Consider the following 12,961-nt stretch of genomic DNA (forward strand, 5'->3'; position numbering starts at 1 on the left):
GGGGGTGCTCCGGACGATGGGTACCCCGGACGCGGCCCTAGGCTTCCTGTCCTGCCCCCGACTACCCCGAATTCAGGAGCGCACCGTGTTCGACCCCGCATCCGGGCACCCCTACCCCGACGGCCACCACGCGGACGGGACGCCTGCCCCGCACGCCCTGCTCGCACCCGTACGGGGCCTCCTCGGCACCTGGCGCGGCACGGGCCGCGGCGAGTACCCGACGCTCGACGAGGAGTTCACCTACGAGCAGGAGGTCACCTTCAGCCACGACGGGCGGCCCTTCCTGCGCTATGAGTCCCGGGCCTGGCTGACCGACGCCGAAGGGCACCCGCTGCGGCCGTCGGCCAGGGAGAGCGGCTGGTGGCGGCTGCAGCCGGACGGCCGGGTGGAGGCGCTGATCACCCAGCCCACCGGGATCGCGGAGATCGCCGTCGGCCACGCGGCCGACGGCACGGTCGACCTCGCCACCCACGAGGTGGCCCTCACCCCCACGGCCAAGCAGGTGGACGCCACGCGCCGCCGCTACACCCTGGCCGGGCCCGCCACGCTCACCTTCGCTCACGACCTCGCGGCCGTCGGAGTGCCGCTGCGCCACCATCTGGCGGCGCGGCTGGTCCGCGGGGAGACCGCTCTCTGACCGGTTCTCCGGCGCGGGCCCCGGCCGTTCAGTACCGCAGCGCGGCGGCGATCCGGCCGTGGCCGGTGAGGGCGTCCGCCGGGACGAAGCGGACCTGCGCGCCCGTCTCCAGGGCGTGCTCCACCACTTCGTCGACGATGTCCTCGTGCGCGTCGAGATCGTCCGCCGCCGCCGGTACGAGATGTCCGCCCGCCTCCCGCACGGTCGCCCGGAAGGTGTCCTCCACGGCCAGCAGCCGTACCCGCCCCTCCATGGCGTGGTGCCAGACCTCGTCGAGCCCCGCGGCGAACCGCTGGTGGCCGCGGGCATCGTCCAGGTCGCGGAGCGTGGTGCCGAGCTCCGCCTCCTCGCGCGCGGCGAGCAGGGGGGCCATCGCCTGCCGCACCCGCGCCGCCGTGCCCCGGGCGAGCCCGCCGTGCGGGACCGGCGTGGCCCCGGCCGTGAACATGCCGAGTTCATCGAGGAGGGAGAGGGCGGCGGCCTCCCCGGCGACGTACACGGGCCGGGGGTGGACGGCGAGGACGCCGTTCACCGCGCGTACCGCCTCGCGCAGGAAGCCGCGGGTGCGCTCGGAGCGGAACGTGCTCGGCACATCGCCGATCCGCTCCTTGCGCTCGATGCCGGGTGCTGCTGGGCCTTCGGCGCCTTCGCGTCCCTCGGGCCCGCGGGTCAGGGGGAAGCCGTCCGCCGTGTGCTCCGTGGCGTCCGCCGTCCCGCCGTCCCACAGCGTGACGCGATCGGCGGCGACCGCCAGCAGCCAGTAGGGGCGCTCGGCGGCGTGGGCCGCCACGAGGTTGCGGGTCACGAAGGTGTCCGAGAGCACCACGCGCGCCGGCACCGTACGGGCCAGCGACCACACCTGGTGCTCGCCCGGGGCGGCGAAGAGCGCGAGGCCGTCCCCGGCGCGCGCCGGATCGACCTCCGCCACCGCGCGGTCCAGGGCCGCCGCGACCTCGGCCCCGCGCTCCGCGGTGACGGCGGGGTCCTCCCTGAGCCGCTTCCCGGCCTCGGCCACCAGATCGCGCAGCCGCACGGCGTCCTGCCCGGCCTCCGGCCCCGCACGGTGGGTGGGCAGCAGCACCGTGACCGCGGGGTAGGCGCGCGGCCTGCGCAGACCGGCGAGCGTGTCCGGGGTGAGCGAGGGGTGCATGGCGGCCTTCCATGACGGGGGCGGCGATGAAAGCACCATATGCCGGACAAGGAACCCTCGCTCCCCGGCCGCGGGCGGCCCGGGGCGGCCTACTCGGGGGCCTGGACAGGGGCCCGGAAACGTATGGCCAGGGCGAGCGTGTCGTCCTTGTGGAGCGCCCCCGCGAGCATGTCCCGGGCGATCGCGCCCGGCAGCTCCACCGTGGGCCGCGACCGGTGGGCGCACGCGACCGACACCAGGCGCTGCTCACCCTCCCGGGGGTCCCTGCGGCTCTCGGTGAGACCGTCGGTGTAGAGGAGCAGCAGGTCATCGTGGCCGAGCGTGGTGGTGAGGACGCGCTCGCTGCCGGGCAGCGGGAAGCCGATGCCCCGCCCCCGTACCTCCAGGTACGCGGCCGTCCCGTCGGCCCGCAGGTGCAGGGCGGGCGGGTGGCTGCCGTTGGCCAGGGAGAGGCGGCCGGTCGCGGGGTCCAGGTGCACCAGTTGCAGCGTGGCCATCACGCTCTGGTCGAAGGGGGCGAGGATCTCGTCCGTGCGGGCCACGATGGTCTCCAGGGGGTGGCCCTCCAGCGCCAGCGTACGGACGGCGTGCGTGACGGTCAGGGCGGTCCGCGTACTGGTGATGCCGTGGCCGAGCGCGTCGACGATGGTGATGTGGACGGTGCCGTCCGGCAGGACGAACCAGTCGTACAGGTCCCCGCCCGTGGGCGTCTCGTCACTGGCCGGGGCGTAGTGCACGGCCAGGTCGAGGCCGTCCACGTGCAGCGGGAGCGGGCGCAGCGCGTCCTCCAGGGCGCGCAGGGTGCGGCCGTGCGCCGTGCGCAGCTCCTCGTCCCGCTCCTCCAGCTGCACGTACAGCGCGAGGACCCCGCTGTTGGTCTCGGCCAGCTCGTGCTTGAGCTTGCGGTGCTCGTCGGCGAGGTGGTCGGCCCTGGCGAGCGCGGCCCGCAACTCCTCCTCAAGGAGGGCGATGTCGGCCTCACCGGTGCGGGGCGCGGCCGGCGCCGCCCTCGTGGCCTGCGGGAACACGGTGGCGCGCGGGGTGCGGGGCGGAGGCAGCGGCACCCGCCACACCACCGTGCCGTCGGCGCCGGCCTCGCCGGGCAGCGGCAGGCCGTCCGTCGTCACGGGGCGGTCCTGGTGGGGCAGGCAGAGGGCGAGGGTCAGCCGGGCGGCGCCGTCCTCGCCCGCCTCGTCGGTGGCCGTCAGGGTGACGGGGCGTCCGGCGTTCAGCGCGGTGGCGGCCGTCTCGCTCAGGGACAGCACGACGCGGGCCCTGTCCTCGGCGGACAGCCGGTAGGTCAGCGCGATGCCGCGGACGGTGCGCCGCAGTGCGGCGGGCGTGCGGAAGGTGGTGCTGGTCATCCGATCCCCTGAGGGCTGCCGATGGCGAGGACGGTGGCGTCGTCGCGGCGCCGGCGGTGGGTGTGGGCCAGGGAGGCCGCCAGCAGGGTCGGCGGCAGGCTCAGCTCGGCCGGGTCCGGGTCGCGTGTCCACCGGTGGTCGATGCCGTCGGTGTGGAGGACCAGGGTGGTGCAGTCGGACACGTCGAGGTAGCGGCTCCTGGGCGCGGGCAGGTGGTAGCCGACGATGCCGGCCTGCCCGGTGAGCTGCTGGGTGATGCCGTGCGGGGACAGGGCCGCCACGCGGATGTTGCCGACCCCGCAGTACTCGGCGCGGCCCGCGCCGACCCGGACCGCGGCGGCCGCGGCGCCGCGGGTGTGCCGCAGCGCGCTGTGCAGGGCGTCGAGCACCTCGGGGAGCGGGGCGCCGGCGCGGGCCAGGAAGGTGCGCACCGCCCGCCGGCTGGCCGCCGCGGCGTCCGGGCCGTGGCCGAGCCCGTCGAGCACGAGGCCGGTCATGCTCCCTTCGCCCTCGACGACCGCGTACGCGTCGCCGCACGTCTGCTCGCCTTCGGCCGGCAGGCAGAGCCCGCCGATGTCCGCGAGCGGCTTCGCGCCGCCGGGGGCCGCGAGCCTGGCGTGCGCGAACGTGCCGCGTCCGGCGGCGGAGCGCAGGGTGAGGTCGGAGGCGATGCGCCGCACCGCGCCGAGTCCCGCGCCCATGGTCCTGGTGGTGCTGAAGCCGTCGGTGAGGGAGAGGCCGATGTCCGGGATGCCCGGGCCGTTGTCCACCGCCACGATGTCGAGCGCGGTGTCCGGGGAGGCGTGCCTGCCCATTGGCGACTGCTGGAGGAAGAGCGCGCCGTTACGGGCGTGCTTGCTGATGTTGCTGGCGAGTTCACTGGCGAGCACGGCGGCCCGGTCCGGCAGCGCGCCGGGCATCCGGCAGACCTGCGCCAGTTCACGGGCGCGGTCGGCCGCGGTCTGGACGGCGCTGTGGTGGTCGATGGGCACGTGCAGCGTCTCGGGGGCCGCCCAGGCGCTCACCGCGGCCCGCTCCAGCGGATGGCGGTGACCGTCGTCCCCCGGCCGGGGGCGCTGCTCACCTCGAACTCGTCCATGAGGCGGCGCGCACCGCCGAGCCCGTGCCCGAGGCCGGCGCCGGTGGTGTAGCCGTCGGTGAACGCCGCGTCGAGGTCGGCGATGCCGGGGCCGTCGTCGCTGACCCGCAGCCGCAGCCCGTGGCGGCCGTCCCGCTGGGCCGGTTCGATGACGAGGGTGCCGCCACCGCCGTGCACATAGGCGTTGCGGGCCAGTTCGCTGGCCGCGGTGACGATGCGGGTCTGGTCCACCAGGCCGAACCCGGCGCGCAGGGTGGCCTCGCGGACCGCGTGGCGCGCGGAGAGCAGATCCTCCTCGGCGCGGATCTCGTGGATGAGCCGGGTGCCCTCGCCCGTCGCGCGGGACGGGACTTCGTCGATGTCGCCGTAGAGGCTCAACTCGCGCCCCTCTCGGCGGACGGGGGGAGCGCGGACGGGCCGAGCCTCTGCTCCCAGCCCAGGGCACGTAGCCCCTGCTCGGCGTTGAGCGTGGTCTCCACGCCGGAGAGCCGAAGGCCCAGCTCCACGAGGGTGATGGCCACGGCGGGCCGCATGCCCGCCACGATGACCCGGGAGCCCAGGAGCCGCGAGGTCGTGGTCAGCTCCATCAGGGTGCGCGCGACGAACGAGTCGATGATCTCCAGGCGCGAGATGTCGATGACGATGCCGCGGGCACCGTCGGCGACGATGCGCTCGGTGAGCTCCTCGGTGAACGCGAGGGCGCCCTTGTCGTCGAGTTCGTTGAGCAGGCCGGTGACGAGTACGTCGCCCAGGCGCAGGATCGGCACACCGCCGCGCGTGCCGCCGCTCACCGGACGCTCATGGGGTCGGACGGACGCGCCGCCCGGTCGGTGAGCCGGATCGCGGCGGCGAGGGCGTCGGCCAGGGTGGCGCGGGTCAGGATGGCCGAGAGGTCGATGCCGAGCTGGGCGATGATCTGCGCGATCGGCGGCCGGATGCCGCTGATGACGCAGTCGGCGCCCATGAGCCGTACGGCGTTGACCGTCTGCATCAGGTGGTGCGCCACGGCCGTGTCCACCGTGGGCACACCCGTGATGTCGATGATCGCCACCTCCGCCTCGTGGCGTTCGATGGACTGGAGCAGGTTCTCCATGACCACCTGCGTGCGGGTGGTGTCGAGCGTGCCGATCAGCGGGACGGCGAGGACCTTGTCCCAGAGCCGGACCACCGGCGTGGAGACTTCGAGGAGCTGCCTGCTCTGGCGGCGGATGATCTCCTCGCGCCCCTCCACGTAGGTGGCGAAGGACAGGGCGCCCGCGGTGTCCAGCAGCCTGTTGACGCAGACGGCCGAGTGGTAGAGCGCGCGGGTGTCGCTCGCCTGTTCCCGCACCGCGTCGAGCAGTGCCTCCTTCAGGGCGAGGACGGCGAGCGAGGTGGCCGTGGGGGAGGCGCCGCCGCGCGCCCTGCGCAGGGACAGCTCGGTGACCGCCTGGCGCAGCTCCGGACAGGAGGAGGCGAGACTCTCCACCGGCCGGTCGGTTTCAAGTGCCGCGCGCAAGGCACTCACAAAGGCGTCGGCCTCCTCGCGCAGCTCCGCCTCGCTGATGCCGCTGCCGAGGACGGCGCGCTCCAGCTGGAGTTGCACCCAGCGGTCGGCGACCTTCTCTGTCTGCTCGCGGAGAGCGGTCGTCACGCTGAGCCGGGCCTCTGGTTCACTGGAGTTCATTAGATCCACCTTAGCAACTGTTGCCGTGCGGCAAACGTTAGACGAGGGTGACCCGCGGCAAAACCCCGCTGGTGGGTGACCTCGCCCAACGGGCGGCAAGGCGGGTGAAGTCGGAGGTCAGGCGCTCTCGGCCGTGTCGTCCCGACGCCCGCTCTCGCGCACCGTCTCATCGGCCGAGCCGATGGCGGGCCCGACGGGAGACCCGGCGGAAAGCTCGGCGGAGGACGCGTCGGAGGACTCGACGGCGGCGCGGAACCCGCTCAGGCCGCGCACGAGAGCTGCCCGATCTGTCCCCGTCATACCGGAGATGACATCCAACAGGGCACTTTCACGACGTGTCCGCAAATCTTTGAGGTAGCTTTCTCCCTGGCTCGACAGGCGCAGCTCGAGTTCGCGGCGGCTGGCGGAACTCAGGGAGCGCTCGATGAACCCCAAAGCGTGAAGACGGTCACACATGCGGCTGACCGACGAAGGGGCCGACCCGAGCACCTCGCCCAGGGTGCGGAGGTTGATCCCCCGGGCGCCGTCCAGGACGTACAGCACCCGCAGTTGTGAGGAGGAGACGGGGGCGGGCGACGTGATGTCGCGGCCTCTGTTCCACAGCACCTCAAGCAGTTCGATGACATCCCTGACCGCGGGGGCGGCGGCGTCCCGGCCGTCTTGGCCGGAGAGATCGGGATTCATGCCCTCAACTGTGACACTTCGCAATGGCCTTGTCAGTCGCTGGGACATCAGGGCCGCTCGCTCCTTCTCGTCAGGTCATTCCAGATAGGCGGTAAACGACAGGTGGACAGATTCAGGGTCGTCGAACGCGCCCTGCGCAAGGCCGCACCGCACGCTCTCGTCGAGGCGGTGCAGGGGGCGCTGGTCGCCCACTACGCCGCCGTCTCGGTCGATCTGCTGATGGCCGACTACGCGATGACCATACTGCAGCCGGTCCACGCGCTGCCCTGTACCACCGACCCGGTGTCCGTCCACGCCAGCGCCCCCGGCCGCGCCTTCGGCGCCCAGCAGCCCCACGTGGAGCGGGGCCGGGGAGCGGGCCCCGTCGTCGTGCACCTGCCGGTCAGCGTCCGCGGCGACCGGATCGGCGTCCTGACCGTCCGCCTCCCCGCCGAGGCGTACGACGAGGACACCGCCGCCGAACTCCAGGAGATCGCGGAGGTCCTCGCGCACGAGATAGTCGTCGCCGAGCGCGACACCGACCTCTACCTCCAGGCCCGCCGCGCCGACCGGCTGACCCTGGCCGCCGAGATGCAGTGGCAACTGCTGCCGGGCCGCTCCTGCTCCCGCCCCGAGTACGACCTCGGGGCCCAGCTCGAACCCGCGTACGCGATCTACGGCGACAACTTCGACTGGACGACGTCGGCGAGCCACCTCACCCTCACCGTGACCAACGGCATGGGGGAGGGCATCGAGGCGGCGCTCCTGACCAACCTCGCGATCAACGCCCTGCGCAACGCGCGCCGTGCCGGCCTCTCGCTCACGGACCAGGCGTGCCTCGCCGACCAGGCCGTCTACGGCCACTACCGGGGCGCCGCCCACCTCTCCATGCTGCTGCTCCGCTTCGACCTGGCGACCGGGGACGCGGAGGTCATCGACGCCGGTTCGCCGAGGATGTGGCGGGTGCGGCGCGGGAGACCCGAGGCCGTGGAGCTCGACGCGCAGCTCCCGCTCGGCATGTTCGAGGACACGCTCTACACCGTGCAGAACTTCCGCGTGGAGCCGGGGGACCGGCTGCTCTTCATCAGCGACGGCGTCTACAACGTGGCATCGCCCGCGGGTGAGCGCTACAGCGAACGGGCGCTCACCCGGGCGATCACCAGTACGCGGCTGCTGCCGCCCTCGCAGGTGCCGCGAGCCGTGCTGCACGAACTCGCGGGGCACCGCGGCTCCATCGACGCCGATGACGACGCCATGATCGTCTGCCTGGACTGGCACGGAAGGCCGTGACCGGCCCCTGACGGACCGCTCTCAGCCGGCGGCGGGGAGCATGCCCTTGCGCAGGTTCCCCAGGGTCCTGGAGAGCAGCCGGGACACCTGCATCTGGGAGACGCCGAGGCGCTCACCGATCTGGGACTGCGTCAGCTCCTCCACGAAGCGCAGGTGCAGGATCTCCCGGTCGCGCTCGGGCAGCTCCGCGATGAGCGGCGCGAGCGCGTGGAAGTCCTCCACCAGCTCCAGAGAGGGGTCGATCTCGCCTATGAAGTCGGCCAGCGGCGTCTCGTCGGTGGAGTCGCCGCTCAGGGCCGCGTCGAGGGAGGCGGAGTTGTAGCCGTTGGAGGCCAGGCGCGCCTCGATGACCTCCTCGGGGGTCAGGTTCATCAGGGCGGCGAGCTCGTCGACCGTGGGGGAGCGGCCGAGGCGGCTGCTCAGCTCCTCGGTGGCCTTGGCGAGTTCGACCCGGGCCTCCTGGAGGCGGCGGGGCACATGCACGGCCCAGGACGTGTCGCGGAAGAAACGCTTGATCTCACCGACGATGTAGGGGACCGCGAACGTCGCGAACTGGACCTCGCGGGAGAGCTCGAAACGGTCGATGGCCTTGATGAGGCCGATCATGCCGACCTGGACCACGTCCTCCATCTCGTCGCTGCGGTTGCGGAACCGCCCGGCGGCGTAACGGACCAGGGACATGTTCAGCTCGATGAGCGTGTTGCGCACGTACTGGTACTCGTGCGTCCCCTCCTCCAGCACGGCGAGCTGGTCGAAGAACAACTGGGACAGGGCGCGGGCGTCCTTCGGCGACACCGCCTGCGGGTCCGCGATCTCGGGCAGCTCCGCGACCTCCGGTACGCCCGTGACCTGCGACGTCTCCTCGACGCCCCGGTCCGTCTGTGTTCCGATGGCCATCGTCATGTCAACCTCCCAGTTCGCCAGCCGACGTCCTCTCCTACGGGCTGGTGGCGCCCGGTTACCCCGCCTTCCGCGCTTCATGTCCCCGCCAGGCCCACTGATTCACGTGACGAGCGCCACATGTGACAGGGGGCGAGGTCCGTCGCAGTGCTCCGGGCGGCACGCGCGGCGAGCCCCGGGAGCCTGCCGCGCGCGTTAAAGACCCGGTATCGGGGGCAAAAGAGCAATTCGTACAGTCCACCAGTCCACCCCTGAACCGAGGAGGGGCGTATGCGGACGGACCATACACGGAACAACCTCAGGCCATTGGACCGCATGGTCTTCGACAGCCGGCCGGAAGCGGTGGCCGAGGCGCGGGACTTCACCCGGCACTTCCTCGACGGGCTCAGTCCGGCCATGGAGGAGCAGGCCGCGGCGAGCGTCGAGCTCACGGTGTCCGAACTGGTCACCAACTCGGTGCGGCACGCCCGCGGCACCTCGTGCTCCCTGCGGCTCACGGCCCGCCGGGAGACGGTGACGGTGGCGGTCACCGACGCGGACCCGCGCCCCCCGCGGGAGCGCACCCCCGACCTGGCGGGCGGCACGGGCGGCTTCGGCTGGCCCATGGTCCGCGGCCTGGCCAGGGCGGTGACGGTCAGCGCGGGACCCCAGGGGAAGACGGTGCGGGCCCATATGCCGCGCTAGCGGCCCGACGCCCGCCGGCCACCCCTGGCCCGCCACGCACCGCCACCGACCCGCCCCGGCAGAAGCACTCGCCCCGGCCCGCCACCACAGGAAAAACAGCGGCTGACCAGGGGGTCGCACAGGATACTTTCCCGGTCCCCCCTTGTCCCGGAGAACCGTGCACACATACGGTGTCCATACGCGAGGTTCTCCCGTGGAAGGTGGGTCATGACGGAAATTCTTGTGCAGGCGGGTACGGAGGGTGCGGTTCCTTCCGCTGAGGGGCGGGTGGTGGACCACCCGGCGTGGCCGGTGCTCAAGGACGCCGTGGAAGAGATCAGGCCCTGGCAGTCGCAGGACGGGTCCATCGACTTCGGCGCGGAGGGCGCCCCGGCGAAGGACGCCGCCGAGCTGGCCGTGGACCGCGTCGTCTCCGCGGTCGAGCGGCTCGCCCCGCTGCTGCCGCACGACGCCGCGTACCACGAGGCCCTCGTGGCCGATCTGCGCCGCTGGGCGGACGGCGGTTTCCAGGTGCCGGACTTCCTCGACTCGCTGCTGGCCTTCCAGCCCGCGGCGCACCGCGAGGACGGTCTGCAGCACCTCGTGGTCTTCCCGATGTACACGCAGAACGGCAACCCCGACCGCAATCTCGAAGCGGTCGTGCTGCGCATGGTCTGGCCGGAGTGGCTGGCCGAGCTGGAGCGGACCCGCTATGACAACCCGCTGTTCTGCGGCATCACCTTCGAGGACTTCACCGCCGGGTACGACACCAACTCGGCCGTCCTCTTCCCCGAGACCATCGCGGTCCGCGAGGCGCCCGAGCGCTTCTCCTGGGGCGGCATCTTCTGCGACCGCGAGGCGGCCCGCTTCCGCCGCGTCACCGAGGCCGCCGTGGACCTGCTCGGCCTGGAGCTGCCCGAGGACATCCGCGCGATGGTCGGCGACCAGGACCGCTGCCAGCAGGCGTTCGTCCTGTGGGACATGGTCCACGACCGCACCCACAGCCACGGCGACCTGCCGTTCGACCCCTTCATGATCAAGCAGCGCCAGCCGTTCTGGATGTACGGCCTGGAGGAGCTGCGCTGCGACCTCACCGCCTTCAAGGAGGCCGTGAAGCTGGAGGCCGACGGCGTCCGGCAGGGCCGCGACGTGCAGTACGCCGTGCTCTTCGACCGGATGTTCCGCTTCCCGGTCACCGGCGAGCGCGTCCGCAACTACGACGGGCTCGGCGGCCAGCTCCTCTTCGCGTACCTCCACAAGCACGACGTGGTGCGCTGGACCGACAACAAGCTCACGATCGACTGGGAGCGCGCGCCGCGGGTCACCAACCAGCTGTGCAAGGAGATCGAGGACCTCTACCGCGCGGGCATCGACCGCCCGAAGCTGGTCCACTGGTTCGCCGCGTACGACCTGGTGTCGACCTACCTCGCCCCGCACCCCGGATCGCGCTGGGCCAAGGGCCCGGACGCCCTGGACACCTCGCTGCCGCCGCGCAAACTGGTCGACGAGGTGCTTCCCGACGAGTTTCCGCTCAGCATGTTCTATGAGGCGCTCTCCAAGAAGCTGAAGCACGTGATCGCCTCCACCAAGGGGATCACCGCTTCCTCGGACGCCGAGAAGGTCGCCGCGTGAGCGGCCGCCAGAGGGAGGCGAGGGACATGTCCGCACTCGATGGAGCCGTGGTAGCGGTCGCCGGCGCCGGGGGACCCGCGGGGCGGGCCACCCTGCTGAGGCTCGCGGAGGCGGGGGCCACGGTCGTGGCCTCCGACGCCGATCCCGTCCGCCTCGCCGAGGCCGTGGACGCCGCCCGGTACGCGCACGGCGGCGCCACCGTCATAGGCGACACGGTCGACCTCCTCGACCTGGCAGCGACCCGGGAGTGGGCCACGCGCACGGAGAAGGAGTTCGGGCGGATCGACGGCCTGGTCCACCTCGTCGGCGGCTGGCGCGGCAGCAAGAGCTTCGCGGAGACCGACCTCGCCGACTGGGACTTCCTGGAGAAGCTCCTGATCCGCACCGTCCAGCACACCACCCTCGCCTTCGAGGACGGGCTGCGGCGCAGCGACCGCGGGCGCTACCTGCTCATCAGCGCGGCCGGCGCGTCCAAGCCGACCGCGGGCAACGCGGCGTACGCGGCCTCCAAGGCGGCGGCCGAGGCCTGGACGCTCGCCCTCGGCGACGCCTTCCGCAAGGCGGGGGGCGAGCAGGGCCCGCGCGCGGCGGCTGCCATCCTGGTGGTCAAGGCGCTGGTGCACGACGCGATGCGCGCGGAGCGGCCCAACGCGAAGTTCGCGGGCTTCACCGACGTCACGGAGCTGGCCGATGCCATCGCCGGCGTCTGGGAGCGGCCCGCCGGTGAAGTGAACGGAAACCGCCTGTGGCTGACAGAGAAGCCGTGACCGGACGCGACGGAGCCGCCGCGAGGGAAGCCGTGAACCCTCCGAAGACCGACGCCCGGCGTCACCACGACACCGGCGTGCGGGGCTTCGCGAGCGACAACTACGCGGGCGCGCACCCCGAGGTCATGGCCGCCCTGGCCCTGGCCAACGGCGGCCACCAGATCGCGTACGGCGAGGACGACTACACGGCCCACCTCCAGCAGGTGATCCGCGGCCACTTCGGCCCCACCGCCGAGGCGTTCCCGGTGTTCAACGGCACGGGCGCCAACGTCGTGGCGCTCCAGGCGCTCGCCGACCGCTGGGGCGCGGTGATCTGCGCCGAGTCCGCGCACATCAACGTGGACGAGGGCGGCGCCCCCGAGCGCATGGCGGGGCTCAAGCTGCTCACCGTGCCGACGCCCGACGGCAAGCTCACGCCCGAGCTGATCGACAGGCAGGCGTTCGGCTGGGACGACGAGCACCGGGCCATGCCGCAGGTCGTCTCGATCGCGCAGAACACCGAGCTGGGCACGCTCTACACCCCGGACGAGATCCGCGCGATCTGCGACCACGCGCACCAGCTCGGCATGAAGGTGCACCTCGACGGCTCCCGGATAGCCAACGCCGCGGCGGCCCTCGACGTGCCCATGCGGACGTTCACGAACGCGGTCGGCGTCGACATCCTCTCGCTCGGCGGCACGAAGAACGGCGCCCTGTTCGGCGAGGCCGTCGTCGTCATCAACCAGGACGCGGTGCGCCACATGAAGCACCTGCGCAAGATGTCGATGCAGCTCGCCTCGAAGATGCGCTTCGTCTCCGTGCAGCTGGAGGCGCTGCTCGCCAAGGACCTGTGGCTGCGCAACGCCCGGCACGCCAACGAGATGGCGCAGCGCCTCGCCGAGGGCGTCCGCTCGGTGCCGGGCGTGGAGATCCTCTACCCGGTCCAGGCGAACGCCGTCTTCGCCCGGCTGCCGCACGACGTGAGCGAGCGGCTGCAGAAGCGCTACCGCTTCTACTTCTGGGACGAGGCGGCCGGGGACGTGCGCTGGATGTGCGCGTTCGACACCCGCGAGGAGGACGTCGACGGGTTCCTGGCGGCGCTCAAGGAGGAGATGGCGCGCTGACCGCCGCCGTGCGTCCCACGGAAAGTG

14 protein-coding genes are annotated in these 12,961 nt (G+C 72.6%); 6 read left to right on the top strand and 8 right to left on the bottom strand.

Translation table 11 applies throughout. The features are described 5' to 3' along the window. The first annotated feature begins 85 nt into the window (after positions 1 to 85). On the top strand, positions 86 to 637 hold the full coding sequence (locus tag AB0I16_RS31805; protein WP_363253121.1) for an FABP family protein: 552 nt from the start codon (positions 86 to 88) through the stop codon (positions 635 to 637). A 28-nt stretch (positions 638 to 665) separates the two neighbouring features. Here the strand turns inward: AB0I16_RS31805 and AB0I16_RS31810 are convergent, their stop codons facing one another. From AB0I16_RS31810 to AB0I16_RS31840, 7 genes are all read right to left on the bottom strand, one after another. After that, complete coding sequence (locus AB0I16_RS31810) at positions 666 to 1,787, bottom strand: chemotaxis protein (protein WP_363253122.1); 1,122 nt, start codon at positions 1,785 to 1,787, stop codon at positions 666 to 668. Positions 1,788 to 1,876: 89 nt separating this feature from the next. After that, positions 1,877 to 3,151: a PP2C family protein-serine/threonine phosphatase gene (locus AB0I16_RS31815; RefSeq protein WP_363253123.1), complete on the bottom strand. Its 1,275-nt coding sequence runs from the start codon at positions 3,149 to 3,151 to the stop codon at positions 1,877 to 1,879. Beyond that, positions 3,148 to 4,176, bottom strand: a complete 1,029-nt coding sequence (locus tag AB0I16_RS31820; RefSeq protein WP_363253124.1) for a SpoIIE family protein phosphatase — start codon at positions 4,174 to 4,176, stop codon at positions 3,148 to 3,150. The genes AB0I16_RS31815 and AB0I16_RS31820 overlap by 4 nt, the downstream gene beginning before the upstream one ends. Next, positions 4,173 to 4,610, bottom strand: a complete 438-nt coding sequence (locus tag AB0I16_RS31825) for an anti-sigma regulatory factor (protein WP_363253147.1) — start codon at positions 4,608 to 4,610, stop codon at positions 4,173 to 4,175. Before AB0I16_RS31825 ends, AB0I16_RS31820 begins: the two co-directional genes overlap by 4 nt. Before the next feature lie 14 nt (positions 4,611 to 4,624). Continuing rightward, entirely contained in the window at positions 4,625 to 5,041 is a 417-nt protein-coding gene (locus AB0I16_RS31830; RefSeq protein ID WP_363253125.1) for an STAS domain-containing protein, read from the bottom strand. Continuing rightward, positions 5,038 to 5,916 (bottom strand): STAS domain-containing protein, encoded by an 879-nt coding sequence (locus AB0I16_RS31835; RefSeq protein ID WP_363253126.1) that lies wholly within the window; start codon positions 5,914 to 5,916, stop codon positions 5,038 to 5,040. The genes AB0I16_RS31830 and AB0I16_RS31835 overlap by 4 nt, the downstream gene beginning before the upstream one ends. 117 nt (positions 5,917 to 6,033) lie before the next feature. Beyond that, on the bottom strand, positions 6,034 to 6,600 hold the full coding sequence (locus AB0I16_RS31840) for a MarR family transcriptional regulator (protein WP_363253127.1): 567 nt from the start codon (positions 6,598 to 6,600) through the stop codon (positions 6,034 to 6,036). Positions 6,601 to 6,702: 102 nt separating this feature from the next. On the opposite strand from AB0I16_RS31840, the gene AB0I16_RS31845 reads away from it, so the two are divergent. Further along, positions 6,703 to 7,869 (top strand): PP2C family protein-serine/threonine phosphatase, encoded by a 1,167-nt coding sequence (locus AB0I16_RS31845; protein WP_363253128.1) that lies wholly within the window; start codon positions 6,703 to 6,705, stop codon positions 7,867 to 7,869. 21 nt (positions 7,870 to 7,890) lie between these two features. On the opposite strand, the gene AB0I16_RS31850 is transcribed toward AB0I16_RS31845, so the two are convergent. Further along, on the bottom strand, positions 7,891 to 8,772 hold the full coding sequence (locus AB0I16_RS31850) for an RNA polymerase sigma factor SigF (protein ID WP_363253129.1): 882 nt from the start codon (positions 8,770 to 8,772) through the stop codon (positions 7,891 to 7,893). Between the two features lie 267 nt (positions 8,773 to 9,039). On the opposite strand from AB0I16_RS31850, the gene AB0I16_RS31855 reads away from it, so the two are divergent. From AB0I16_RS31855 to AB0I16_RS31870, 4 genes are all read left to right on the top strand, one after another. Then, positions 9,040 to 9,453, top strand: coding sequence for an ATP-binding protein (locus AB0I16_RS31855; protein WP_363253130.1), 414 nt, complete (start codon positions 9,040 to 9,042; stop codon positions 9,451 to 9,453). Between the two features lie 207 nt (positions 9,454 to 9,660). After that, on the top strand, positions 9,661 to 11,064 hold the full coding sequence (locus tag AB0I16_RS31860) for a DUF6421 family protein (RefSeq protein ID WP_363253131.1): 1,404 nt from the start codon (positions 9,661 to 9,663) through the stop codon (positions 11,062 to 11,064). A 26-nt stretch (positions 11,065 to 11,090) separates the two neighbouring features. Beyond that, complete coding sequence (locus tag AB0I16_RS31865; protein WP_363253132.1) at positions 11,091 to 11,831, top strand: SDR family NAD(P)-dependent oxidoreductase; 741 nt, start codon at positions 11,091 to 11,093, stop codon at positions 11,829 to 11,831. Positions 11,832 to 11,863: 32 nt separating this feature from the next. Then, positions 11,864 to 12,934 (top strand): low specificity L-threonine aldolase, encoded by a 1,071-nt coding sequence (locus AB0I16_RS31870; protein WP_363253133.1) that lies wholly within the window; start codon positions 11,864 to 11,866, stop codon positions 12,932 to 12,934. Positions 12,935 to 12,961: the final 27 nt, after the last annotated feature.

This window comes from Streptomyces sp. NPDC050703, from assembly GCF_040654435.1.
GTDB lineage: Bacteria > Actinomycetota > Actinomycetes > Streptomycetales > Streptomycetaceae > Streptomyces.